20 protein-coding genes are annotated in these 23,972 nt (G+C 71.7%); 12 read left to right on the top strand and 8 right to left on the bottom strand.

The genetic code is table 11. The features are described from left to right. Nucleotides 1-51 precede the first annotated feature (51 nt). Nucleotides 52-1,044 carry a LacI family DNA-binding transcriptional regulator gene (locus ACIQVI_RS07070; protein ID WP_351971212.1) on the bottom strand — a complete coding sequence of 331 codons (993 nt, stop codon included), beginning with the start codon at nucleotides 1,042-1,044 and terminating at the stop codon, nucleotides 52-54. Nucleotides 1,045-1,387: 343 nt separating this feature from the next. On the opposite strand from ACIQVI_RS07070, the gene ACIQVI_RS07075 reads away from it, so the two are divergent. The 3 genes from ACIQVI_RS07075 to ACIQVI_RS07085 all read left to right on the top strand — a co-directional run bounded on the left by ACIQVI_RS07075 (nucleotide 1,388) and on the right by ACIQVI_RS07085 (nucleotide 5,535). Beyond that, nucleotides 1,388-3,505 carry a discoidin domain-containing protein gene (locus ACIQVI_RS07075; protein ID WP_403592061.1) on the top strand — a complete coding sequence of 706 codons (2,118 nt, stop codon included), beginning with the start codon at nucleotides 1,388-1,390 and terminating at the stop codon, nucleotides 3,503-3,505. A gap of 111 nt (nucleotides 3,506-3,616) precedes the next feature. Next, on the top strand, nucleotides 3,617-4,999 hold the full coding sequence (locus ACIQVI_RS07080) for a DUF1996 domain-containing protein (RefSeq protein WP_403592064.1): 1,383 nt from the start codon (nucleotides 3,617-3,619) through the stop codon (nucleotides 4,997-4,999). Further along, the gene (locus tag ACIQVI_RS07085; protein ID WP_403592067.1) at nucleotides 4,975-5,535 is read left to right on the top strand and encodes a DUF305 domain-containing protein; all 561 of its coding nucleotides are present in this window, start codon (nucleotides 4,975-4,977) and stop codon (nucleotides 5,533-5,535) included. The genes ACIQVI_RS07080 and ACIQVI_RS07085 overlap by 25 nt, the downstream gene beginning before the upstream one ends. Before the next feature lie 38 nt (nucleotides 5,536-5,573). On the opposite strand, the gene ACIQVI_RS07090 is transcribed toward ACIQVI_RS07085, so the two are convergent. Then, entirely contained in the window at nucleotides 5,574-6,248 is a 675-nt protein-coding gene (locus ACIQVI_RS07090; protein ID WP_403592070.1) for a YoaK family protein, read from the bottom strand. 801 nt (nucleotides 6,249-7,049) lie between these two features. Between ACIQVI_RS07090 and ACIQVI_RS07095 the strand changes: the two genes are divergently transcribed. The 7 genes from ACIQVI_RS07095 (at nucleotide 7,050) to ACIQVI_RS07125 (ending at nucleotide 13,847) form a co-directional block, all read left to right on the top strand. Next, nucleotides 7,050-7,886: an SAM hydroxide adenosyltransferase gene (locus ACIQVI_RS07095; protein WP_403592073.1), complete on the top strand. Its 837-nt coding sequence runs from the start codon at nucleotides 7,050-7,052 to the stop codon at nucleotides 7,884-7,886. 215 nt (nucleotides 7,887-8,101) lie between these two features. Then, entirely contained in the window at nucleotides 8,102-8,971 is an 870-nt protein-coding gene (locus tag ACIQVI_RS07100) for an ABC transporter substrate-binding protein (protein WP_403592076.1), read from the top strand. A 10-nt stretch (nucleotides 8,972-8,981) separates the two neighbouring features. Further along, entirely contained in the window at nucleotides 8,982-9,881 is a 900-nt protein-coding gene (locus tag ACIQVI_RS07105; RefSeq protein ID WP_403592079.1) for an amino acid ABC transporter permease, read from the top strand. Further along, nucleotides 9,878-10,621, top strand: coding sequence for an amino acid ABC transporter ATP-binding protein (locus ACIQVI_RS07110; RefSeq protein WP_351971205.1), 744 nt, complete (start codon nucleotides 9,878-9,880; stop codon nucleotides 10,619-10,621). Before ACIQVI_RS07105 ends, ACIQVI_RS07110 begins: the two co-directional genes overlap by 4 nt. Nucleotides 10,622-10,824: 203 nt before the next feature. Beyond that, a complete protein-coding gene (locus ACIQVI_RS07115; protein WP_351971204.1) occupies nucleotides 10,825-11,199 on the top strand; it encodes an FKBP-type peptidyl-prolyl cis-trans isomerase in 375 nt (124 codons plus the stop codon). A gap of 108 nt (nucleotides 11,200-11,307) precedes the next feature. Continuing rightward, a complete protein-coding gene (locus tag ACIQVI_RS07120) occupies nucleotides 11,308-13,047 on the top strand; it encodes an aminotransferase class I/II-fold pyridoxal phosphate-dependent enzyme (protein ID WP_403592087.1) in 1,740 nt (579 codons plus the stop codon). Beyond that, a complete protein-coding gene (locus ACIQVI_RS07125) occupies nucleotides 13,044-13,847 on the top strand; it encodes a phosphatidate cytidylyltransferase (protein ID WP_403592090.1) in 804 nt (267 codons plus the stop codon). Before ACIQVI_RS07120 ends, ACIQVI_RS07125 begins: the two co-directional genes overlap by 4 nt. A 13-nt stretch (nucleotides 13,848-13,860) precedes the next feature. On the opposite strand, the gene ACIQVI_RS07130 is transcribed toward ACIQVI_RS07125, so the two are convergent. The 5 genes from ACIQVI_RS07130 to ACIQVI_RS07150 all read right to left on the bottom strand — a co-directional run bounded on the left by ACIQVI_RS07130 (nucleotide 13,861) and on the right by ACIQVI_RS07150 (nucleotide 20,304). Then, entirely contained in the window at nucleotides 13,861-16,146 is a 2,286-nt protein-coding gene (locus tag ACIQVI_RS07130) for an ATP-binding protein (RefSeq protein WP_403592093.1), read from the bottom strand. 134 nt (nucleotides 16,147-16,280) lie between these two features. Continuing rightward, nucleotides 16,281-17,198, bottom strand: coding sequence for an NAD-dependent epimerase/dehydratase family protein (locus tag ACIQVI_RS07135; protein WP_403592095.1), 918 nt, complete (start codon nucleotides 17,196-17,198; stop codon nucleotides 16,281-16,283). A 75-nt stretch (nucleotides 17,199-17,273) separates the two neighbouring features. Beyond that, the gene (locus ACIQVI_RS07140) at nucleotides 17,274-18,854 is read right to left on the bottom strand and encodes a succinic semialdehyde dehydrogenase (RefSeq protein WP_403592099.1); all 1,581 of its coding nucleotides are present in this window, start codon (nucleotides 18,852-18,854) and stop codon (nucleotides 17,274-17,276) included. A gap of 27 nt (nucleotides 18,855-18,881) precedes the next feature. Further along, nucleotides 18,882-19,331 carry an SRPBCC family protein gene (locus tag ACIQVI_RS07145; RefSeq protein WP_403592103.1) on the bottom strand — a complete coding sequence of 150 codons (450 nt, stop codon included), beginning with the start codon at nucleotides 19,329-19,331 and terminating at the stop codon, nucleotides 18,882-18,884. 52 nt (nucleotides 19,332-19,383) lie between these two features. Then, a complete protein-coding gene (locus tag ACIQVI_RS07150; protein WP_403592106.1) occupies nucleotides 19,384-20,304 on the bottom strand; it encodes an acetoacetate decarboxylase family protein in 921 nt (306 codons plus the stop codon). A gap of 579 nt (nucleotides 20,305-20,883) precedes the next feature. On the opposite strand from ACIQVI_RS07150, the gene ACIQVI_RS07155 reads away from it, so the two are divergent. Both ACIQVI_RS07155 and ACIQVI_RS07160 read left to right on the top strand, forming a co-directional pair. Further along, nucleotides 20,884-21,858 carry an alpha/beta hydrolase gene (locus tag ACIQVI_RS07155; protein WP_403592109.1) on the top strand — a complete coding sequence of 325 codons (975 nt, stop codon included), beginning with the start codon at nucleotides 20,884-20,886 and terminating at the stop codon, nucleotides 21,856-21,858. A 182-nt stretch (nucleotides 21,859-22,040) separates the two neighbouring features. Further along, the gene (locus tag ACIQVI_RS07160) at nucleotides 22,041-22,754 is read left to right on the top strand and encodes a type 1 glutamine amidotransferase domain-containing protein (protein WP_403592112.1); all 714 of its coding nucleotides are present in this window, start codon (nucleotides 22,041-22,043) and stop codon (nucleotides 22,752-22,754) included. A gap of 41 nt (nucleotides 22,755-22,795) precedes the next feature. On the opposite strand, the gene ACIQVI_RS07165 is transcribed toward ACIQVI_RS07160, so the two are convergent. Next, nucleotides 22,796-23,785, bottom strand: coding sequence for a multicopper oxidase domain-containing protein (locus tag ACIQVI_RS07165; protein WP_403592115.1), 990 nt, complete (start codon nucleotides 23,783-23,785; stop codon nucleotides 22,796-22,798). Nucleotides 23,786-23,972: the final 187 nt, after the last annotated feature.

The following is a 23,972-nucleotide window of genomic DNA, read 5'->3' on the forward strand; positions in this document are numbered from 1 at the left end:
CCCGGATTCCTCCCCGGGCGGCCGCCGTCCGTGTCGTACCACGACGAGGGCTCAGGTCGACTCGCGGACCACGAGCTCGTTCGGGATGACGACCGGCTCCCGGGGACCGCCCTCGATGAGCCCGAGGAGGAGATGGACCGTGGCGATGGCCTGATCGGCCATGGGACTGCGTACGGAGGTGAGCGCCGGCGCGGTGTACGCGGCGGCCTCGATGTCGTCGAAGCCGACGACCGCCACGTCCTCGGGCACGCGGCGGCCCGCCTGCCGCAGCGTCCGCAGGGCCCCGATCGCCATCAGGTCGTTGGACGCGAACACGGCGTCCAGCGCCGGATCGTCCTCCAGGAGCTGCCGCATGGCCTCGGCTCCCGACGCCCGGGTGAAGTCGCCCAGCGCGACGATCGACCGGCGGCCGGTTCCCCGGAGCGCCTCCCGGTAGCCGTCGAGCCGCTCGCGGGCCTCGAACAGGTCCAGGGGGCCGGTGATGGCCGCGATCCTGCGCCGCCCCCGCTCCAGCAGGTGCCGCACGGCGAGCGCGGCGCCGCCGGCGTTGTCCAGGCCCGCGTACGGCACCTGCGGCACGGACGTGCGGTTGAACGAGGCCATCGGCAGACCCGTCCTGGCCAGCGCCGCCGGCAGCGGATCCGTCCCGTGCAGCGCGACCAGCATGACGCCGTCCACGTGCCCCCCGGCCACGTACGCCTCCACCCGGGCCCGGCTCCGGTCGGACTCCGCGAGCATCAGGACGACCTGCTTCCCGGCGGCCTCCAGCTCCCTGCTCACGGCACGCACGACGGTGGAGAACAGGGGGTCGTCGGAGACCACGCCCTGGGGCGGGTCGGAGACGACGACGGCCACCGCGTTCGTCCGGCGGGTGACGAGGTTGCGGGCGGCCGCGTTGGGCACGTAACCCAGCTCGCGGACGGCCCGCATCACGACCTCGCGGATCTGCGGGGCGACGGTCGTCTCGCCGTTGACGACCCGGGAGACGCTCGACTTGGACACGCCCGCGCGTGCGGCGACCACTTCCAGCGTGGGTCGTTTCATCCCGGTCCATTCGATCGACGGCGCCCGACCCCTTCGGGGAGCGTTCTCCGGCGAGGATGACGCCCCACCGACACCCATGTCAACGGCCGTGTGAAGACGACCGCCGCTCCGCCCGGAGGCCGTTCCGCACCCCGGCCGCACGGCCCCTCCGCCCCCGCCTTTCCCCTGGTGCGGCACGTATACAGGCCTCCTGACGGACCATGAGAAACCGTTCCCCGCAAGGGCGTTGATGAGTACGTGGTGTTTCCAGCAAGTGAACCGAAGCCTTGACAGCCGATCCGGACCGGCCCATTCTCACCCCTCAGGGAGCGCTCCCTCACCCTTCCCCCCTTGAGGAGACGCCGTGCGTCCGCTGCTTCGCCGCGTCGGTCTGTTCGTCGCCGTCGTGACCACCCTGCTCACCTTCACCGCCGCCCCCGCCCCACCCGCCCGCGCCGCGGAAGCCCCGCTGTCCCAGGGCAAGAACGTCACCGCCTCCAGCACCGAGGGCGCCTTCGCCCCGGCCGCCGCGGTCGACGGCGACACCGGCACCCGCTGGTCCAGCGCCTTCACGGACAACCAGTGGATCCAGGTCGACCTCGGCACGAGCACCGCCGTCGGCCGGGTCGCCCTCCACTGGGAGGCGGCCTACGCCAAGTCCTTCCGTATCCAGGTCTCCGACGACGGCAGTACGTGGCGGACCCTGTACGAGACGACGTCGGGCACTGGCGGCACCCAGAACCTCACCGTCTCGGGCACCGGCCGCTACGTGCGCATGGCCGCGACCGAACGCGCCACCGCCTACGGCTACTCCCTCTGGGAGTTCCAGGTGTACGGCTCCGCCGGCGCCACCTGCGGAAGCGCGGACGCCGCCCGGGGCGGGAACGCCACCGCCTCCAGCACCGAGGGCGCCTTCGCCGCCGCCAACGCGGTGGACGGCGACGGCACGACCCGCTGGTCCAGCGCCTTCGCCGCCGCCCAGTGGATCCAGGTCGACCTCGGCGCCACCCGCGAACTCTGCGGCGTGACCCTCGCCTGGGAGGCGGCCTACGCCAAGTCCTTCCGCATCCAGGTCTCCGACGACGCTTCCACGTGGCGGACCTTGTACGAGACGACGTCGGGCACCGGCGGAACCCAGAACCTCACCGTCTCCGGCGCCGGCCGCTACGTGCGTATGGCCGCGACCGAACGCGCCACCGCCTACGGCTACTCCCTCTGGACCTTCGCCGTCCGCACCACCGGCACCGACGGCGGAAACACCGGGGACACCCTGCTCTCCTACGGCCGGCCGGGCGCGGCCTCCTCCTCCCAGAGCGACCAGAACTGCTGGGAGTGCACCCCCGCCCGGGCCTTCGACCGCGACCCCGCCTCCCGGTGGGCGACCAGCTCCACCACCGGCTGGACGGACCCCGCCTGGATCTCCGTCGACCTCGGCGCCACCGCGCGGATCAACAGGATCGTCCTCCAGTGGGACCCCGCCTACGCCAAGTCCTTCCAGATCCAGGTCTCACCGAACGGCACCGACTGGACGCCGATCTACTCGACCACGACCGGAACCGGCTTCAATCAGACCCTCACGGTCTCCGGCACCGGCCGTCACGTACGGCTGTACGGCACTGAGCGCGCCACCGCCTACGGCTACTCCCTCTGGGAGTTCCAGGTGTACGGCACCGGCGGCGCGCCGAACCCGGCACCGCCGCTCCCGCCCGACCCGGCGAACCCGCCCCGACTGGTCTGGAGCGACGAGTTCGACGGCGCCGCCGGGGCCAAGCCCGACCCGGCCAAGTGGAGGGCCGACCCGGGCACCGGACAGAACGGCGAGCTGCAGTACTACACCGACCACGACAACGCCGCCCTGGACGGCACCGGACACCTCGTCCTGGAAGCGCGCAAGCAGGCCACCCCGGGCAGGGGATGCCCGCCCGACCCGCTGACCGGCAGCACCACCTGCCAGTACACCTCGGCCCGCATGAACACCGGCGCCACCTTCCAGTTCACCTACGGGCGGGTCGAAGCACGCGTCAAGGTCCCCAAGGGCAACGGCCTCTGGCCCGCCTTCTGGATGATGGGCGCCGACTTCCTGACCGGCCGGCCGTGGCCCTACAACGGCGAGATCGACATCCTGGAGGTCCTCGGCAAGGACGTGAAGACCTCGTACTCCACGGTCCACGCGCCCGCCTACAACGGCGGCGGCGGCATCGGCGCGCCGTACCGGCTGCCCCAGGACGCCGACTTCTCCGACGACTTCCACACCTGGGCCGCCGACTGGACCAGCAAGGGCATCGTCTACAGCCTCGACGGACGGACCGTCCTCACCCTCGACAAGGAGCAGGTCGAGCGGACCCGCGGGCCCTGGATCTTCGACCACCCGCACTACATGATCCTCAACCTCGCGGTCGGCGGCGACTGGCCCGGCCCCACCGACGCCACCACCCCCTTCCCCTCCAAGATGCTCGTCGACTACGTCCGCGTCTACCAGTAGCCGGACCGGCACCGGCCGAGGATCCCGGCGGGGCCGCCGCCGAACCAGGGCGGCCCCGCCCCCGTCTCCCCCCGCCTCCTCTTCCCCCCTCGAAAACAGAGAGGAACAGACATGCGCAGACGATCCCTCCCCCTCCACACCCTGATGGCGGGTGTACTGGCGGTCGCCCTGGCCGCCGCGCTCGGCATCACGCTCACCGCCCGGACCGCCTGGGCCGCCACCGTCGTCGTCCAGGCCGAGTCCTACGCGGCACAGTCCGGCGTGGGCGTCGAAACGACCGCGGACACCGACGGCGGCCAGAACGTCGCCTACCTCGCCGACGGCGACTGGATGCGCTTCGACGGCGTCGACCTCGGGGCCGCCGGACCCCTGACGGCCTCGGCCCGCGTCGCCTCCGCCACCGGCGGCCCCGGCACCGTGGAACTGCGCACCGGCTCGCCGACCGGACCGCTGCTCGCGACCTTCCCGATCTCCCCGACCGGCGGCTGGCAGACCTGGACGACCCGGACCGCCACCGTCGCCACCCACCCCACCGGCCCCCAGACGCTGTTCGCCGTCATGCGCAGCACCGCGCCCGGCGACTTCGTCAACATCAACTGGTTCTCCTTCGACGACGGCACCGGAAACGGCGGCGGCACCGCACCCGGCTGGGTCGCCGTCGACCAGACGGCGTGGAACACCCAGCTGGCGCAGTTCCGGGCCATGACCCCGGCCCCGGTGCCCGCCGACACGGTCCGCGTGCCCGAGTTCAACGCCACCTGCGCCTACAGCCACTCCAAGCCCGACGACCCGATCGTCGTCCCGGGCCTACCCGGCGCCTCCCACATGCACAGCTTCTTCGGCAACAGGAGCACCGACGCGTTCACCACGACGCAGAGCCTGCTGGCCCACACGGGCACCAGCTGCACCCCCGCCGAGGACCTGTCCGCGTACTGGATCCCCACCCTCTACGAGGGCGGCAGGGCCGTCGAGTCCGACGGGGTCATCGTCTACTACGGCTCCCGGCTGCCCGACCCCACGGCGACCGTCCCCTTCCCCCAGGGGTTCCGCATGATCGCGGGCAACGCCAAGTCCCAGGTGCCCACCCCGGCGGGCTCGGCCAACCAGTTCTTCTGCGCCGGGGAAGGAGGCGAGATCGGCCGCAGCGCCGACGGCAACTGGCCGGTCTGCGCCCCCAAGGCCAAGCTCGTCCACCAGCTGCTCTTCCCCGACTGCTGGGACGGCAAGCACCTCGACAGCCCGGACCACAAGTCGCACGTCGCCTTCGCCCGGAACGGCAAGTGCGGCGGCGACCACCCCGTCGCCATCCCGTCCGTCTCCTTCGTCATCGGCTACCCGACCTCCGGAAGCTCCGCGGGCTTCTCCCTCTCCTCCGGCATGGCGTCCTCCATCCACGGGGACTTCTTCAACGCCTGGGACAACGCGGCCCTGGGGCAGCGGGTGAAGAACTGCATCGTGCAGAGCGCCAAGTGCAACTCCGCCGGCACCTTCTGACCGCGCGGACGGCGTGGGCCCTGCTCGCGGCGCTCCTGGTCACCGGCTGCACCGCGCAGCCGGTGACCGGCCCGCCGCGACCAGCGGCCTTCAACGCCACCGACACCGCGTGGATCCAGCTGATGATCCCCATGAACGAGCGGGCCCGCCTCCTGACCGGCCTGGCGCCCTCGCGCACGAAGGACCCCGCCCTCGTGGCCCTCGCGGCCCGCACCGGAACACGACTGGAGGAGGAACTGGCGGGACTGCGGGAACTCCTGGCCCTCTCGGGCGTCCCCGACACCCGCCCCCACGAGGGACACGACATGCCCGGCATGGTCGGCCTCGGCACCCTCAAAAGAGCGGAGAAGACGACGGGAAGGGAGTTCGAACGGATCCTCACCGACGGCCTCCGCGCCCACCTCGCGCAGTCCAGGACGCTCTGCGCGGGCGAACAGACCTCCGGCGGAGCGCGGGAGGCGAAGGACCTGGCCGCCGCCATCGCCAGGAACGCCGGACGAGAACTCGACCGGCTCGGTACGGACCCCCGGCCGTGACCGGCGGCTCCGCGGACGCGGCCACCGGCCCCCGGTGATCAGCGTCCGCGGAGCGCGGCCAGGGCGACGGCGAGCGACAGGACCAGGGCCGCGACGAGGACCGCCTCCACTCCGGCGTGGGCGTGCAGCAGTCCGCCGGCCAGGGCTCCCGCCGCGAGCGTCACCACCGACGCCCCGCGCCGTACGGTCGCCGGCCCCGGCCGGTCCGCGGCCAGCCCGGTGAGGGTCCGGGTCATGACGGTCGTGGTCAGGTCGGGCACTCCCAGGCGGTGCACGACGGCGTTCTGCAGGCCCATGCCGCAGGCCAGGGGGACCAGCACCGCGTAGCGACCCCACCCGGCCCACTGGCCCGCGAGAGCGAGCGCGACCAGGAGCCCCTGGACCCCGACCAGCGGCGCGAAAAGCCGCCCGGGTTCGGCGTTCCGCCGCCACGCGCCGCCCGCGACCGCCCCGGCCAGGAACCCCGTCAACGCCACGGCGGAGGCGAGGGCCGACAACTGGGCGACGCCGGACAGGGCGAACCCGAGGAACACCACGTTGCCGGTCATGTTGGCCACGAAGACCCGGCCGAGCCCCAGGAAGCTCGCCGCGTCCACCAGCCCGCTGAGGAACGTCAGGACCAGCAGCGGCGGAACGAACCGCGCCCGGGGATGCCCTTCGGGAAACATCCGCCACCCGCCCGCCCCGCCACCCATGGCCCGCACCCACCTCATCCCCCCAGTGGAACAGAGCCCACGACGCCCCGCGAACGCCCCGCAGCCGATCGTGACCCACCCCTCCCGGCTCGCGGGGGCGGACGGTCACTCGCGCCGCTCCGTGAAGTACCGGCCGAGCACCTGCGGCAGGCAGTCCGCCGCTGGGCCGAGACGCCCGGCCGCGGCCACCGAGGACACACAGACGACCTCATCGAGCTCCGGCCCGGCACCGTGCCCGGCCCGGACGGCGGACGGCCCCGGTGCCGATGATCCCGCCCCGTTCGGCCCGGGGGAGGGGAGCGAGAGGACCGGGCAGCGCCGAGCCGACCCCCTCCCACCGGCTCCGGTGTGCGACCCGCGCGAGGAGAAGCCCGACGGCAGGGCCTCCACCCGGGTGTCCGCCGTCCGGAGGCCGTACGCGACGCGTCACGGCGGACGAGGGCCCGGCCGAACGATCGCCTCCGGGGGCGTACGCGCGGGACGGCCGCCGGACACCGACCGGGGAGGTGCCCGACCGCCGTCGCCTCCGCCCTCGTGCTCGGGGCGATCACGGTCCGGATGTTCCACTCCGTGGACAGAGGCTCCCGGCGCTCCTCCCCGGTGCTACCCTCCCGCCCATGCAGCACACCGCCGCCCTCGCCATGATGCGAATGATGCCCCCGCCCCCGGAGGCGCTTCGCTAGCGAAGCCGTGTGCGCGCAGGACGCGACGGACCCTCCGAATACGGAGGGTCCGTTTTTTGTCGTCCCCACCCGATCGCCGACGGTCCCGGACGCCGACGGACCCCCCTCCCCACTCACAGAAGGCGAAGCCCCCGCCATGACCCTCCCCCCGGTCGTCTCCCTCACCGACTGCGCCGACCCCAACGCCCTGGCCCGGCAGTCCACCCGGATCGCCGCCCTCTTCGGCGCCACGCCGACCGTCCTGCCGCTGGAAGGACCGGACCCGGAGGGCGCCGCCGCCCTCACGCTGCTCGACCTGCTCCGCTCCACGGACCTGATCGGCGGGCCGACGCAGCCGGTGGTGGTCCTGGTCAACATCGCCCCCAGGGACGGCCACTGGCCCAACGGCGTCCCGTTCTGCCACTTCCGCCACGGAGACCACCTCGTCGTCACCACGGCGAACCCCCGGGTCCTCGCCCCGCTGGCGACCTACCTGGGGCTGACGGAGGTTCAGGTCACCGACGTCCGCGAGGTCCTGGAGACCGCCGCCGCCGAATGGGCCCGGCTGACGCCCGACGAGATCGAGGAAATGGCCCGCACCCAGTTCCGGAGCCTCTGGTACGCACCCCTGCTGGCCCGCTGGCTGGCCGACGGCCACCCGGTCCCCGGAAAGCCCACGGACGTGGGCCGGTCCGCCGCACCCGAGGTGCGGATCGCCGTCGTGGACAACTTCGGCAACTGCAAACTGGACCGTCCGGCCGCCGAACTCCCCGGCCACGCCACCGGGAAGGACCTGCTCGTGCACAACCGGCACGAAGGCCGCGACGTCCGGGTCCGCTGTTACGACCGGCTCCCCGACGTCCCGCTCGGCGAACCCGGAATCACCGTCGGAAGTTCCGGGATCGGCTTCGCCGAACTGGTCGTCCGCGGCGGCTCCGCGGCCGAGGCATTCGGCCTGCGCCAAGGCGACCAGGTGTTCCGTCTCACCAGCTGACATGTTATCAACGCGTTACCCCGTTGCCCACGGGCGAGATTGACGCCGGTCTCCGCGAGCCGGAATGCTGAAACGCATGTCCGGAACTCTTCCGCTGGTACGCCGCCGCCACGTCGACAACGTGCGCTGCGCCGCCGATCTGTGTCGCTGAACGCACCGCACCGGCCCTTCTTTTCCGTACCCCTTTTCCCGGACTTCCTTTCCAAGGACCCCTGATGCCCCGTATCCGCACCACCCTCGCCGCTTCCGCCGCCGTCACCGCGCTGGTGGCGACCGCCTGCGCGCCCCAGCCGCAGAGCACCCCGGGAGCCTCCGGATCCAAGGCCCCCGACTGCACGGTGAACAGCCCCAGCCTCCACCGGAGCGGCCAACTGACCGTCGCCACCGATTCCCCCGCCTACGAGCCCTGGTTCGACAGCAACACCCCCTCCAACGGAAAGGGATTCGAAAGCGCCGTGGCCTATGCGGTGGCCGGAAAGCTGGGCTTCGCCCGGGAACAGGTGAAATGGGTCGTCGAACCCTTCGCCCATTCCTACGCCCCCGGTCCGAAGGCCTTCGACTTCGACATCAACCAGATCTCCATCACTCCGCAGCGCGCGAAAGCCGTCGACTTCTCCACCAGTTACTACACGGCCAACCAGGCCGTCCTGACCGTCAAAGACTCGAAATTCGCGAACGCCACGTCCCTGAGCGCGCTCAAGAACGCCAAGATCGGCGTACAGGTGGCCACGACCAGCTACCAGGCCGTGCTCGACCAGCTCCGGCCCACGCGCCGGCCCAGCGTCTTCAACACGACCAAGGACGAGGTCAACGCGCTGAAGAACGGCCAGATCGACGCGATCGTCACCGACCTGCCCACCGTCTTCTACCTCACCGGAGCGGAGGTCGACAACGCGAAGATCATCGGCCAGTTCGGCTACGCGGGCGGCACCCCCGAGGAGTTCGGCCTGCTCCTGCCGAAGAACAGCGGCTACACCTCCTGCGTCAACCAGGCCCTGAACGCCCTCAAGGCCGACGGAACGCTCGCCGAACTCACCTCGCAGTGGCTGTCCGCCTCCGCGAACGTCCCCGAGCTGAAGCGGTGACGGACCGACCGTGAACCTGGAGAAAACGGCCGCGCCCCGTCCACCGGCCGCAGCACCGGACGACGCCCACCAACCCAGCGACCACGAACTCGAACGGCAACGCTTCCGCCGCTCCCGCAAACGCCGCCACGCCTGGATCTCCTCCCTGTGCACCGTCCTCGGCCTGGTGGCCCTGGCCACGGCGGCGGTCGCCTCGCCCGGCTGGGAACGCGTCGACAGCCTGTTCCTCGACGGCGCCGAACTCCGCGCCGCCTTCCCCGAACTCCTGCGGGGCTTCTGGCTCAACATCCAGATGTTCCTCATCGCCGAGGTGCTGATCCTCGTCCTGGGGCTGCTGATCGCCCTGGTCCGCGTGTCCCGCGCCCCGGGCCTGCAACCGCTGAGGCTCGCCGCGGCCGTCTACGTCGACGTCTTCCGCGGCGTACCGACCCTGCTCCTGGTCTTCCTCATCGGCTTCGGCCTCCCGGCCCTGCAACTGCAGGGCACGCCGTCCGAGCCCTGGGTCCTCGGGGTCATCGCCCTGGTCCTCTCCTACGCCGCCTACGTGGGAGAGGTCCTCCGGGCGGGGCTGAACTCGGTGCACCCCGCACAGCGCAACGCCGCGCGGGCACTGGGACTCAACGAACGGCAGACCCTGCGGCACGTGGTGCTGCCCCAAGCCGTGCGCAACGTCCTCCCGCCCCTGCTCAACGACTTCATCGCCCTGCAGAAGGACACCGCCCTGGTCGCCGTACTCGGCCCGCTGGAGGTGCTGCGGGCGGCGCAGATCAAGGCGGACTACGACTTCAACTACACCCCCTACCTGGGAGCGGCCCTCTTGTTCCTCGCGGTGACCATCCCGCTGACCCGCTTCGCCGACCGGCTCCAGCGGCGAGCGGCACGGCGCACCTGGGCGGGGGCGGACCGATGAGCCGGCCCCTGCTGCGCATCCGGGGCGTCCGCAAGCGGTACGGAGCACGGCCGGTCCTGCGCTCGATCGACCTGGACGTCGCCGAGCACCAGGTCGTCTGCCTCATCGGCGGCTCGGGCTCGGGCAAGTCGACCCTGCTCCGGTGCGTGGACCTCCTGGAGGTCGTCGACGACGGCACCGTCCACCTGGGCGACACCGAACTGACCGACCCCCGCCTGGACCCCGACGTCGCCCGCAGACGCATCGGCATCGTCTTCCAGGCCTACAACCTCTTCCCGCACCTGAGCGTGCTGGACAACATCACCCTCGCACCACGCCGCGTCCACGGCGTCCCCCGCAAACGGGCCGAGGCGTCGGCCCTCGAACTGCTGGCCCGGCTCGGACTGGAGGACAAGGCCCGCGAACACCCCGACCGGCTGTCCGGCGGCCAGCAGCAACGCGCCGCGATCGCCCGCGCGCTGGCCACCGAGCCGGAACTGCTCCTCTTCGACGAGATCACCTCGGCCCTCGATCCCGAACTCGTGGGCGAGGTCCTGGACGTCGTCGCGGACCTCAAGCGACGCGGCCTGACTATCCTGATGGCCACGCACGAAATGGACTTCGCCCGACGCGTCGCGGACCGGGTCTGCTTCCTGGAGGACGGCGTCATCGTGGAGCAGGGCACCGCGGAACAAGTACTGACCGCCCCGAGGGAACAGTCCACCCGCCGCTTCCTCGCCCGAGCCCTCGACCGCTCCTGAAACCCGCTCCTGAAAACCGCCTATGAACCCGCCTCTGAAAACCGCTCCTGAAACCCGCTCCCGAACCCCGTCGGACCACCTCCGGGGCCGGCCTCGCCCGGCCGGCCCCGGAACCGGCGCATAGGGTGAACCCGTCGCGCACGAACGACCGTGCGCCCGGCTGCTCCGGACGGGGGCTCCCGGCAGAGAGCGGAGAGGCCGCGATGAGCGAACCGACGAAGCCCGGGATCGACCTCCCGGAAGGCGACGCCCCCACCGAGCTGACGACCCGGGACCTCGTCGTCGGGGACGGGGCCGAGGCGAAGCCCGGCAGGGTCGTCCAGATCCACTACGTCGGGGTCACCTTCGAGACGGGCAGGGAATTCGACTCCTCCTGGGACCACGGCCGCCCGTTCAAGTTCGCCGTGGGCGGCGGCAGGGCCATCAAGGGCCTGGACCGGGGGATCAGGGGGATGAAGGCCGGCGGCCGGCGCGAGATCGTCGTCCCCCCGCGCCTCGGCTACGGCAAGCAGTCCCCCTCGCCGCTGATCCCGGCGGGCTCGACCCTCGTCTTCGTGGTGGACCTGCTCTCGGCCTGAGACGGACCGGGAGCCGTTCCACGGGCTGAGTACGCGTACTCAGGTGCCGTCCGCCGGGCTCCTCCATGCTGGGGCGCGAACGCCTGACCGCCTCGAGGGGACACACGTATGGACCATGCCCTGCACCTGCGCACCGCCACTCCCCAGGACCGCGACTGGATCCACGAACTGCGCCACCGCGTGTACGCGGAGGAGCTCGGCCAGCACCCGGTGGACCCCTCGGGAAGGCTGAGCGACGGACTCGACGGCGACAACGTCTACCTCGTGGCCGCGCGCGGGGGGACCCGGATCGGTTTCGTCAGCCTCACCCCGCCGTGGGTCGGCCGCTACTCCCTCGACAAGTACCTGACGCGCGAGGAACTGCCGGTCCTGACCGAGGAGGCGCCGTTCGAGATCCGCGTCCTGACCGTCGAGGAACGCTGGCGGTCCACCGCGGCGGCGCCGCTCCTCATGTACGCGGCGCTCCGCTGGGTAGCGTCGCGGGGCGGCCGCCGGGTGGTGGCGATGGGACGCACGGAACTCCTCGACATGTACCTCGCCGCCGGGCTGCGGCCGCTGGGCCGCACGATCCGCTCGGGCGCGGTCTCGTTCGAGGTCCTCGGCGGCACCGTGGCCGAGCTGACGAGGACGGTCGCGGAGCGCCACGGCCGGACCCTGGAGCGGCTGCGGGCGGGCCTGGACTGGCGGCTCGACGTGCCCTTCGCGCCGGGGGCGGACGGCTGCGAGCACGGCGGGGCGTTCTTCTCGGCGATCGGCACCGGCTTCCGGACGCTGTCCCGCCGGCACGAGGTGGTCGCGGCGGACGTGCTGGACGCCTGGTTCCCGCCGTCGCCCGAGGTCCGCGCGGTCCTTTCGGAGGATCCGGGATGGGCCGCCCGGACCTCGCCGCCGACGGGAGCGGAGGGACTGCTCGCGGAGATCGCCGGGGCGCGCGGGCTGCCGGTGGAGTCGCTGGCCGTCGGGGCGGGCTCGTCCGATCTGATCTTCCGGGCGTTCGGCCGGTGGCTGACGCCGGAGAGCCGGGTGCTCCTGCTCGATCCGGGCTACGGGGAGTACGCCCATGTCACCGAGCGGGTGATCGGCTGCCGGGTCGACCGGCTCCGGCTGCGCCGGGAGGACGGCTGGCTGCTCGACCCGGCCCGGCTCGCCGAGGCGACCGGCGACGGACGGTACGACCTCGTGGTGGTGGTCAACCCGAACAACCCGACCGGCCGCCACGCCCCGGCGGACGCCCTGCGCGCGGTGATCGAGGCCTCGCCCGCGCGGACCCGGTGGTGGATCGACGAGGCGTACCTGGGCTACGTCGATCCGGCGGACTCGCTCGCCGGGCTCGCCTCGGCCGACGCCCGGGTCGTGGTCTGCGCCTCGCTGTCGAAGATGTACGCGCTGTCGGGGATGCGGGCCGCGTATCTGGTGGCCTGCCCGGAGACGGCCGGGGAGCTGCGCCGCTGGACGCCGCCGTGGCCCGTGAGCCTGCCGGCCCAGCTGGCCGCCGTGACCGCGCTGCGCGACCCCGCGTACTACGCGGAGCGCTGGGCCCGCACCCACGTCCTGCGCAAGGAACTGGCCCACGACCTGGAGGAGCTGGGCCGGTTCTCCTCGGTCGACGAAGGGGTGGCGAACTTCCTCACGGTGACGCTGCCGCCGGACGGGCCGAGCGCGGCGCGGCTGGTGGGGGAGTGCCGGCGGCACGACGTCTTCCTGCGCGACCTGTCGCCGTTGTCCCCGGCGTACGAGGGACGGACCGTACGGATCGCGGTCCGCGACACGGCGGAGAACGCGCGGATCGTGGCGGCGTGCGGAAAGGCCCTGGACGCGCTGGGCGCCCCGGGGCGGGCCCTCCGGTGACGACGGTCGCCGCCCTCGTGCCGTATCTCGGCGGGGCACTGGCGGCCGGGGGCGTCGCGGTGGCGGCGACCCGGCGCCGTGAGCTGATGGTCCGCTGGTGCGCGTGGGCGCTCGGCGTGCCCCTGGTGACCGCCGCCTTCTGGCTCGGTCCGGCGGGGATCGCGGTGCTCGCGGCCGTGGTCGGCGCGGTCGCGGTGGCGGAGTTCGGCGGGCTGCTCCGGCTGGGCCCGGCGGACCGGCTGGTCCTGGGCGCGGCGGTCGTCGCCCTCGTACTGACCGCCTGGCTGGCCCCGGGCGAGGTGCCGCGGGTAGCGGCGGCCGGAGCGCTCGCGATCGCCGGGGTGCCGCTGCTCTCCGGCGACGCGGAGCACGGACTGCGCCGCCTGGGAGCGGGCCTGCTGGGACTCGTGTGGCTGGGCGTCCTGGCCGGTCTCGTCCCGTCCGGCGCCCTCGGCCTGGTGCTGTTCGTGGCCGTGTCGGTCGCCGACATCACCGCGTACGCGGCGGGCCGCCGTCTCGGCGGCCCGCGGCTCTCCCCGCTGTCGCCCGCCAAACGGTGGAGCGGCACGCTGGCCGGGGCCGCGGCCGGTGTTCTCACGCTGGCCGTACTGTCCTGTCTGACGTGGCAGACGGCGGTGGCCGTGGCGGTCGGCGGCCCGCTGGGGGACCTGCTGGAGTCGATGGTCAAGCGGGGCGCCCGTGCCAAGGACGCCGGCCGGTGGCTGCCCGGCTCCGGCGGCCTCCTCGACCGCATCGACTCCCTCCTCGTCGCCCTGGCGGTGCTGCTGGTGCTGCCGTGAGGGGCGGACCGCTTCAGTCCTCCAGGGCCTGGGCGATGCCGGTCCTCGCGGCGACCCGCAGTTTGGCGAGGATGTGCTCGACATGGGTGTCGACGGTCCGCTTCGAGATGACCAGCCGACCGGCGATCTCACGGTTGGAGAGGCCCTGCGAGACCAGGGAGGCCACCTCGCGTTCACGAGGCGTGAGACGGGTCCTTCCCGCGTCGTCTCCTCGAGCGCCGTGCGCGGCAGGCGACCGGGGCGGCTCGTCGGCGTCGGCGCGAACGGCCCGGAGGACCTCGTCGCCCGACATGCGCGCGCCGTGGCGATACCAGCGCTCGTAGGCCGCGGCGCCGAGTTCGGCGCGGACGGTCGCGGCCACCGCGTCCTGGTGGTCCAGCAGCGAGGGCAGCGTCCCGATGGGGTCGCTGCCCAGCCTGCGCGCGCTCTGGGCGTAGCCGAGCAGCCACGCCGCCTGGAGGTAGCGCTTCCGCGCGCCGGCGTGCCAGGCCAGGCCGAGACAACACAGGGCGGCGACGAGCACGTCGCCGATGTCGCTGATCGCCTCCAGGGCCTCACGGAGGACGGGGGCGCTCTCGTCGGTGCGCCCTTCGAGCCACAGGATGATGCCCTGGACGGCCAGCGTGCTCGCGTAGAGCTGGCGTTCGCCGGTGCCCGCGAGGCGGTCGAGGTTGTCCTGGCACCACTCCAGGGCTCCGGCGGAGTCACCGAGGGCGGCTTTCAGGAGCGCGCCTTCGGACCGGGTCACGGACAGGCCCAGGAGGTCGTCGGCCTCGACGAGACGCCGGTACCCCCGCTCCCATTCCGCGAGGCCTTCCTCGACCTCGCCGCGCAGGACCCGCATGGCTCCCAGGTTCGGTGCGACGAGCCGCTGGACCCGCTGCTCACCGCAGCGCACGGCGACTTCCCACGCCTGGGCGAAGTACCGGGGCGCACGGGTCAGGTCGCCGCTCCACACGTCGAGCACTCCGGCCATGAGCAGCCCCCAGGCACGCGGCCCGCAGTCCTCCGGGGTGGCCTTCAGGCCCTGCTCGATCCAGTAGCGCCCTTCGGACTGCGCTCCGGTCGCCCGCCAGTAGGGGGCGAGCTGTGCCGCGAGCCACAGTCCCTGCGGGGCCCGCCCGGGGGTGTCGACGGCGTACCGCAGGGCGGTGCGGATGTCGGCGATCTCCCTGCGGAACGACCGGTGCAGCTCGACCTGCTCATCGGTGAGCAGCCGGTCCCACAAGCGCTCTCCCAGCTGCCGGTAGAGGAGGAAGTGGCGCTCGTGGGACTCTCCGCCGCCCCCGTCCTCGGCCAGCCGTTCGGCTCCGTAGGCGCGCAGGGTGTCCAACATGCGGTACCGGGCGGTGTCCATGCCCTCCCGGTGGACGACCGACTTGTCGACGAGGCCGCTCAGAACGCCGAGCACGTCCTCGGCGGGCAGGGCGGAATCCGCGCACGCGCGCTCGACGGAAGCCAGTTCGAAGGATCCGGTGAAGACCGAAAGCCTCGCCCACAGCAGCCGCTCCTCGTCGGTGCACAGCTCGTACGACCAGTCGATCGCCCCGCGCAGGGTGTGGTGCCGTTCGGGTTCGGCGTGCCGCTCGCCCGTCAGGACGCCGAACCGCTCCTCGAGGCGGGCCGTGAGGTACTCCAGGGGTACGGCCCTGAGCCTCACCGCGGCCAGTTCCAGGGCCAGCGGGAGCCCCTCCAGGGTCTTGACCAGGGCCGAGACCCGCTCCCGGTTGTCGTCGGTCACCGCGAAGTCCGGCGCGGAGGTGAGGGCCCGCTGCTCGAAGAGCGCCATGGCGTCGGCGGGGGGAAGCGGGCCGACCGTGACGCAGCGCTCTCCGGGGGCGTGGAGGGGCCGGCGGCTGGTGGCCAGTACGCACACGCCCGCCGCCTCCCGCAGCAGCACGTCGCAGAGCGTGGCGCAGGCCTCGATCAGATGCTCGCAGGTGTCCAGCACGACCAGCAGTTCGCGGTCCCGCAGATGCCCCACGAGAGCGTCCAGCGGCGTCGAACCGGGCTGCTCGGGCAGGCCGAGGACGGCGACGAGCGTGGCGGGAAGGAGCTCCGCGTCACGCAGCGCCGACAGTTCCGCGAGCCAGACCCCGTCGGGGAACCGTGGCCTGAGCGAGTCCGCCGCGCGCAGGGCGACACGGCTCTTGCCCACGCCGCCCGGCCCCACCAGCGTCACCAGGGGCGCCCGGTCGAACGCGTCGGACACGGCGGCGACCTCTTCCGCCCTGCCGACGAAACCGGTCCGCTCCGCGGGCAGCCTCCCGCCACGCTGCTGACCGAATGCGAAACCCATGCCCAGCTACCCCGTCGTGCGGCTCGTCGCGTGCCCTGACGACTCACCGTAGGACACGAAGGGGCGAGGCGCCGCCCGGACACCACCGCCGTACCCCGTGGCGGCGCCCGTGCCGACGGGACGCGGCGGAGGACTCAGCCGAGGAGTTCGGTGATGCCCTTCCGGTAGGAGGTGACGGCGAAGTCGGGGAAGCGCCTGGTGAATTTCGAGGCGTCGAAGACGTTGTCGCCGCGGTAGCGCGGCAGGAGCTCCCGAACCTCCCCGAGCGGTCCGACGAAGCGGCCGCCGACGGTGAAGACGGCCAGGGGGAGGACGGTGTAGCGGATCCGGCGGCCGGTCACCTCTTCGGCCACCTGGACCAGCTGGGCGTAGGTGAGGCGGTGCGGGTCGACGGGCAGGTGCCAGGTCTGGCCGTAGGCGTCGGGCGTGTTGCCGATCAGGGCCATGGCGCGGCTGGCGTCGGGCGTCCAGATGAGGGACCGGACGGTCTTCGCGCTGACGGGCACGAACGGCCGCTTGCCGGCCTCGATCCGGTCGAAGACGAGCGAGTTGGTCAGGCTCTTGGTCTTTCCCGGGCCGTAGAACTCCGGTGCCCGGCAGATGACGGCGTCGACCGTCCCCGCCCTCATCGCGTCCAGCAGGGTCGTCGCGATCCGCGCGCGCACCCGGCCCTTGCGGCCGTTCGGCTCGAAGCGGGTCGACTCGGTCTGCGGAGCGGTCGTGCCCGGGTACATGTAGGTGTTGTCGAAGAAGACGAGCTTGGTGCCGTGCTTCGCGCAGGCGTCGATGACGTTGCGCATCATGACGGGGAACTGCCGTTCCCACAGCTCCGAGTCCATGGGCAGGCCCACGGTGAGGTAGGCGACCTCGCTGCCCGCGACGGCCCGGTCCGTCGCCTCGGGGTCCGTCAGGTCGGCCTCGACCAGCTGATCGGTGTCGTGGACCTTCTCGGGATGGCGGCTGACCAGCCGGATGTCGCGGGTGAAGCCGCGGTACAGCTCCCGGGTGAGTTCTTCGCCGATCGGCCCGTTGGCGCCCAGAACCGTGTGCATGGATGCGTCACTCCTTCGTGTCTGCCGTGTCTGCCGTGTCTGTCGCGTCTGCTTGTCGCCCGGAAGGCCTCGCCCCTACTTGACGCCCGGAAGGCGCTTGAGGAGCTTCAGGCCCGTGGAGACGAGCCGGGCGTAGCGGGCGGGGTCGATCCCGTCGGGCGCTCCGACCGGGAGCACGCGCTCGACGGCGACGGTCTGGGACTCGGTGTACTTCAGGATCCCGTGCTCGCCGTGGCGGCGGCCCAGGCCGGAGGCCTTCATGCCGCCCATGGGGGCGTCGACCGAGCCCCACGCGGCGGCGTAGGCGTCGTTGACGTTGACGGTTCCGGCCTGAAGGCGCGCCGCGACCCGTCGCCCGCGGCGCTCGTCGCCGGTCCACACGCTGAAGTTCAGGCCGTACTCGCTGTCGTTGGCCCTGGCGACGGCCTCCTCCTCGTCCGCCACTCGGTATACGGAGACGAGGGGGCCGAAGGTCTCGTGCGCGTACACCTCCATCGTGTCGTCGACGCCGGTGAGGATCGTCGGCTCGAAGAAGAAGGGGCCGAGCTCCGGCCGCCGCCTGCCCCCGGCCAGGACCGTGGCGCCCTTGGCCTTCGCGTCCTCGACGTGACGGACCACGGTGTCCAGCTGCTTCTGGGAGACCAGCGACCCCATGTCGCCCGAGTAGTCGATGGCCGCCGACAGCTTCATCGCCCCGGTCGCCGCGACGAACTTGCGGACGAACTCGTCCCAGAGCGTGTCCGGGACGTAGACGCGCTCCATGGAGATGCACAGCTGCCCGGTGTTGGAGAAGCAGGCGCGCACCGTCCCGGAGACCGCCCGGTCGACGTCCGCGTCGTCGAGGACGATCAGGGCGTTCTTGCCGCCGAGCTCCATCGAGCAGTCGATCAGGTTCTCCCCGGCCTGCGAGGCCACCTTGCGCCCGACCGCGGTGGACCCGGTGAACATGAGGAAGTCGGAGTTCTCGATGATGGGCAGGCCGAGCTCGGCGCCGGACCCCGTGACGACCTGGACCAGCCCGGGTTGCATCCCGGCCTCCTCCAGCAGCTCGACGGCCCACAGCGCGGAGAACGGGGTCTGCGCGTCGGGCTTGGCCAGGACCGCGTTGCCCGCGACGATCGCCGGCAGCGCGTCGCTGATGCCCAGGGTCAGGGGGTAGTTCCACGGCGAGACGACCCCGACGACACCCTTGGGGTGGTGCAGCTCCCAGGCCCTGGTCAGCCCCGGCTGGACACCCTGCCGCTTCTTCGGGCGCAGGTACTCGTGCGCGGTGTTCGCGTAGTACCGCGCGTTGAGGGTGACGTCCATGATCTCCTCGAACGCGTGCCGGCGCGCCTTCCCGTTCTCCAGCTGGATCAGGTCCAGGACCTCGTCCTGGCGGGCGAGGACGAGGTCGTGGAAGCGGCGCAGCACGGCGGCGCGTTCCCGCACCGGGCGGGCCGCCCACGCCTTCTGCACGGCGCGGGCGCGCACGGCCGCCGCCGCGACGTCCTCGGCGGTGCCGTGGGGGACGGTCCCGAGCACCTCCCCGGTCATGGCGTTGGTGACGTCCTGGGTGGACGAGGGATCCGCGACCCGTACGCGGCGGGCCAGGGCCTCCAGACGGCTGGAGTCGATGCGCGGCGTGATGCGGTCGGTGGTGGGCGTCGTAGGCATGTGAGTGTCCTTTCGCGGGTCGAGGAGTCACCGGGGGGCCGGCCCGTCGAGGTGCTCCTTCAGTCGCGCCATCGTGCGCCGGTTCTCCCGCCGGACCAGCGCCGTCACGAGCGGCCCGACCGGGCGCAGCCGTCCGGCGACGGCGATGCGGCCCGTGCGGGTGACCGCGCAGCCTCCGGCCGTCGGTTCGAGGCGGTAGACGATGTCGATGGTCAGCGCGTCGTCGTCGGTCGCCTGGCGGAAGGCGACGAGACGGTTCGGGGACGCGTCGGTGACGACCCCGCGGACCTTCCCCAACGGGGTGTGGTCGACGTACGTGTCGCCGATCGCCGCCGAGGACGTCCGCCCCGGCGTCGTCCCCCGGTAGCTCACGGACCGGGGCAGCCAGTCGCCGTACCTCCGCGGGTCGCGCAGGCAGGCGTAGACCTGCTCCGGCGACGCCGTGGTGGCGATGGTGATCGTGCTCTGGCGTGTCATGTGCTCCCCTCGCCCGCCGGTGGGGCGGTGCGCCGGGCGACGGCGCGGGCGGTCAGCCGATCGAGATGACCGTGGGCATGTGCAGGGCGAGCTGCCCGTGGACCATGACGTCCAGGCGCAGGTTGCGCACCGGGCTCAGGGAGCGGACGTCGTCCGACAGACGCCCCTCGCCGAGCGTGAGCTCGATGTCGCGGGGGAACATCCGCGTACCGGACGACAGGGCGTTCGTCTGGCTGAACGTCGTGTGCCAGCCGCCGCCGAAGTGGGTGTAGGAGTTCAGGGACGACACGGCGGTCCCGGTGTGGCGCTTCGTCTGCGGGGGCGTCGGCGTCCTCAGTTCGAGGTCGGTTCCGCCGGCGTCGTTGGCGATCCGGCCGAAGGTCGTGCGGTCGTCGATCGCCACGTCGATCTCGGTCACCCACTTCGGGAAGCCGTACCCGTCGTGGCCGCGCACCTGGGCGATGTCGGTGTTCACCGGCAGCGAGAGGACGTACGAGTCGAGGTGGTCGTTCTTCAGCGACGCCAGGAGGTCGACGGCGCCGAGCGGGCCGTGCCGGGCGGGCTTGACGGCGACGCCGACGGCGGCCTCGGTGTAGAAGTCGATGTCGGCCACGTCGTAACGGAAGAGCATGACCGACACCAGACCGTACCCGGGGGCGATCTGCAGCGGTTCGAGCTCGCGCGGGAGCCGCCGCCGGACGGCCCGCACGGGGGCGACCATCGTCAGCCGGGCGTTCGACATCGCGTAGTAGAAGTTCGGCGTGAAAGTCGGCCCGATCCTCGACTGCACCTCCACCTTCGGCTGGCTCCTGAAGAACTCCACCCCGGCCACACGAGGGTCCTTCGCCACCTCGTCCAGGTCGGTCCGCATCCGGTAGCGGTCGAACAGACCACCCGCCGGGACGTGCACCGTGCGTTCGCCGAGGGTGACCTCGACCGTGTCCTGGGGCTTTGCGGACTGCGTGTCGTCCATGACTGCCGCTCCCATCCTTTGCCGCCCGGATCGGGCCTTTTCCATTCCGCCGTAGACCCATCATTGCCGCAGTGGTCGGTGCCTGCACCACGAGCACGCCGGATTCGGGCCCATTGGACCGGACCGGAACGATTTTCCACCGTCGGCATCCCGGGGCGTCATCGAATCCATGTCGAGGAAATACGTATACCTAAATTCGGGGTGCCGATCGAATGGCCCCCTGCGGTTAATTTTCGCGCATTTCGACGGCCTCCGAAGCCGGATCCACAGCCGTTGACGAACGCCTCTCTACCTGCCAACTTCCGTTTCTCGGTCCATCTACGTATACGTAATCGCCACGCCGAGACGCGTCGCCGGGAGCATACGTACACGCATTGATCGGGAACGCTTCAGCGGCAAGGAAATTGCCCTTCGGTGCAACTCGACGTGTCAAGTTGCGCATAACCGTTGGCGCGCGGAAAGATGAGGAATAAGGGATCTCTCGCCCGGGAGAACCAGGACGGCATTCGGATTTCGACCGAAGAAACCAGAACGCGCACGTACTACGCGCACATACCACTCGTGACTACGGAGTCGATCATGACCGACCTTCCTCCTCCGATCACCCCTTATCTCGAACCGGCCGCGAAGGAGTTGTGCGAGGCGACGGATCCGCATCCGCGGATCTACGAGGTCCCTCCGGAGAAGGGCCGTGACATCCTGCTGGGCCTGCAGAGCGATGCGAGTGTGCCGCGTCCGGAGGTCGACGAGGAGTGGGTGGAGGTGGACGCGGGGGAGTGGGGCACGGTCCGCACCCGCGTCATCCGTCCCAAGGGGGTGGGCGGAGCGCTGCCGGTGGTCTTCTACATCCACGGCGCCGGCTGGGTCTTCGGCGACGACAAGACCCATGACCGGCTCTTTCGTGAACTGGCGGTCGGTGCGGGTGCGGCGGGGGTCTTCCCGGTCTACGACCGGGCACCGGAGGCCACCTACCCCACCCAGGTCGAACAGAACTACGCGGTGGGCCGGTGGGTCCTGGAACACGGCGCCGAACACGGCCTGGACACCACCCGCATCGCGGTCACCGGCGAATCCGTCGGCGGCTGCATGTCGGCGGTCTTCGCGCTGATGAACAAGGAACGCGGCGGCATCGACCTCAAGGCCCAGTGCCTGCTCTACCCGGTCACCGACGCCGACTTCGACACCCCCTCCTACCACCAGTTCGCCGAGGGCTACTACCTCACCCGCGACGGCATGAAATGGTTCTGGGACGCCTACACCACCGACCCCGTCCAGCGCACCGAACACCACGCCTCCCCCCTCCGGGCCACCTTGGACCAGCTCAGGGGCCTGCCCACCACCCTGGTCATCACCGACGAGGCCGACGTCCTGCGCGACGAGGGCGAGAAGTACGCCAACAAACTCCGCGAAGCCGGCGTCGACGTCACCTCCGTCCGCGTCGCCGGCATGGTCCACGACTTCCTCCTCCTCGACAGCCTCCGCGACACCCGCGCCGCCAACATCGCCCGCAAACTCGCCATCGACTTCCTCACCACCGCACTCCACAACGACTGACCCCACGCAGACTCCTGTACGCGTGGGCGCGTGAAACCGGGCCCGCCGGAGCCATCACGGCCCGGGCGGGCCCGGACCGCGCCTGCCACCCCGCCGCCCGACTGCGGGCGGAGGCGCGCACCGGGCGGCAGAGGTGACTACCACTTCGCCGGTGGACCGTTTCGACCAGAGGAGAAGTCGTCATGACCAGGGTGTTGTTCGTCGTATCGGCGGCTGACCGGTGGACGTTGCGGGACGGGGAGGTGCATCCGTCGGGTTTCTGGGGTGAGGAGCTGGCGGTGCCCCACAAGATTTTCTCGGCGGCGGGGTGGGAGATCACTCTGGCGACGCCGGGTGGGAAGGTTCCGACGCTGGACCGGTTGAGCATGTCGAGGACGGCCGGGTGGCCGTGGAGGCTGCGTGAGGTGGCCGTGTATCTGGAGTCGATCCGGGACCGGCTGGACAGTCCCGGGGTGCTGGCGGAGATGGATCCGGACGATTTCGACGTGGTGTTCTATCCGGGTGGGCACGGTCCGATGGAGGATCTGGCGGTGGATCCGGTCTCCGGTGCGCTGTTGACCCGGTTCCTGGCGTCGGGCAGGCCGCTGGCGCTGTTGTGTCACGCGCCGGCGGCGGCGTTCGCGGCGAGGAACGGGGACGGGTCCTGGCCGTTCACCGGTTACCGGATGACGGGTCTTTCGAATCTGGAGGAGAAGTTCAACAGCTTCGGCCGCAAGGCCATGTGGCTGTTGGAGGACCGGTTGCGGGAGAGCGGCGCGGAGTACTCCAAGGCCCGCCTGCCCCTGCGGCCGTACGTGGTCGTCGACCGCAACCTCTACACCGGGCAGAACCCGCCGTCCTCTCAATCCCTCGCCGAACGCCTCGTCGCCGACGTCACCGCGACGACGGGACACTAACCGCCCCAGCCCCCGCGAGAGCACCTCCGGCGCGAGGCAGGTCAGTGCTCGTGGCCCCCGCTCTCGCCCTCACCCCCTCCCGGATGGTGCGGCTCGTAGCCCGGGACGGTGCCGTCCGCCTTGGCGACGAGGAACAGGCCGGCCATGCCCATGTCGGAGTGGCTCTGGACGTGGCAGTGGTACATCCACGCGCCGGGGCCCACCCCCTCACCCGCGACGACCTGGAAGCCGAAGGAGTCGGCGGGGCCGACGATGAGGTTGTCGACGACGCGGCTGGGATCGTCGGGGCCGGTCAGGAGGCCGGTGCGGTTGTCGGCCCAGCGGTGACCGTGGATGTGGAAGGTGTGGTAGTACTCGCCGTGCGTGATCGAGACGAACTCGACGCGCTCGCCGAGCGTCGCCCTGAAGTCGGGTCCGGCGGGCAGGTTGTTGATCGTCATGTCGTTGAAGACGATCGTGAACGTCCTGTCCGGCAGCACGTCCCCCTCGCGGCGGACGACGACCGGCCCGTAGAGGCCCTTGCGGATGCCTCCGGTGCCGTGGTCCGTACCGACGACGTGGTCGTGGTAGTGCCAGTAGCCCGCGCTGCCCGCCCGCCAGGTGCCGTCCTTGCGGCGGCCGGGCGCATGGGTGCGCCAGGTGTACGTACGGGTCTCGCCGGGCGGCACGTGGCTCCTGCTGAGCCGGGTGCCGTCGGAGGTGATCTCGTAGTCGACGCCGTGGACGTGCAGACTGGCGTCGGCATCGGTCAGGTTCTCCATCTCGACGTGCAGGGTGTCGCCCTCGTCGAGCTCGATCAGCGGGCCCGGGATCGTCGCCCTGCCCTTCTCCAGGCCGTAGCCGAGCTGCCCGTTGGGAAGCTTCTCGGCGTAGAGCTTGAGGTGGCGGACCCGGCCGCCGGCCGGGGCGGTCCGTGGCGGGTTCTCCACGGTCGGCGCGGAGGTGGCCGAGCCCGTGAAGGACAACGATGTCACGCCTGCCGCGACCGCGCCGCCCGCGAACATCCGTCGGTTGAAACTCCGTCTGTCCATGCCGAACTCCCCACATGCCGGGCGTCATTGACGGGGCCGCAGTGCCCCCTGGGACCGGGCACACCGTAGCCGCGCTCCCTTGGTTTATCCACGCCCAGGACAAAGTTCGAGACACTCCGGTCATAGGTCTTGGCCTTGCGCCGAAAGAGGTCTAGCTTCGTCCGCGCTGTAGCCGCGACCGATGAGG

It is taken from the genome of Streptomyces sp. NPDC098101, from assembly GCF_044760185.1.
In the GTDB taxonomy this organism is placed as follows: Bacteria; Actinomycetota; Actinomycetes; order Streptomycetales; family Streptomycetaceae; genus Streptomyces.

Coding starts and splice junctions, on each gene's coding strand:
- ACIQVI_RS07070 (WP_351971212.1), bottom strand. CDS start 1,044: ATGAAACGACCCACGCTGGAAGTGGTCGCCGCACGCGCGGGCGTGTCC.
- ACIQVI_RS07080 (WP_403592064.1), top strand. CDS start 3,617: ATGCGCAGACGATCCCTCCCCCTCCACACCCTGATGGCGGGTGTACTG.
- ACIQVI_RS07090 (WP_403592070.1), bottom strand. CDS start 6,248: ATGAGGTGGGTGCGGGCCATGGGTGGCGGGGCGGGCGGGTGGCGGATG.
- ACIQVI_RS07095 (WP_403592073.1), top strand. CDS start 7,050: ATGACCCTCCCCCCGGTCGTCTCCCTCACCGACTGCGCCGACCCCAAC.
- ACIQVI_RS07100 (WP_403592076.1), top strand. CDS start 8,102: ATGCCCCGTATCCGCACCACCCTCGCCGCTTCCGCCGCCGTCACCGCG.
- ACIQVI_RS07110 (WP_351971205.1), top strand. CDS start 9,878: ATGAGCCGGCCCCTGCTGCGCATCCGGGGCGTCCGCAAGCGGTACGGA.
- ACIQVI_RS07115 (WP_351971204.1), top strand. CDS start 10,825: ATGAGCGAACCGACGAAGCCCGGGATCGACCTCCCGGAAGGCGACGCC.
- ACIQVI_RS07120 (WP_403592087.1), top strand. CDS start 11,308: ATGGACCATGCCCTGCACCTGCGCACCGCCACTCCCCAGGACCGCGAC.
- ACIQVI_RS07130 (WP_403592093.1), bottom strand. CDS start 16,146: ATGGGTTTCGCATTCGGTCAGCAGCGTGGCGGGAGGCTGCCCGCGGAG.
- ACIQVI_RS07135 (WP_403592095.1), bottom strand. CDS start 17,198: ATGCACACGGTTCTGGGCGCCAACGGGCCGATCGGCGAAGAACTCACC.
- ACIQVI_RS07140 (WP_403592099.1), bottom strand. CDS start 18,854: ATGCCTACGACGCCCACCACCGACCGCATCACGCCGCGCATCGACTCC.
- ACIQVI_RS07145 (WP_403592103.1), bottom strand. CDS start 19,331: ATGACACGCCAGAGCACGATCACCATCGCCACCACGGCGTCGCCGGAG.
- ACIQVI_RS07150 (WP_403592106.1), bottom strand. CDS start 20,304: ATGGACGACACGCAGTCCGCAAAGCCCCAGGACACGGTCGAGGTCACC.
- ACIQVI_RS07155 (WP_403592109.1), top strand. CDS start 20,884: ATGACCGACCTTCCTCCTCCGATCACCCCTTATCTCGAACCGGCCGCG.
- ACIQVI_RS07160 (WP_403592112.1), top strand. CDS start 22,041: ATGACCAGGGTGTTGTTCGTCGTATCGGCGGCTGACCGGTGGACGTTG.
- ACIQVI_RS07165 (WP_403592115.1), bottom strand. CDS start 23,785: ATGGACAGACGGAGTTTCAACCGACGGATGTTCGCGGGCGGCGCGGTC.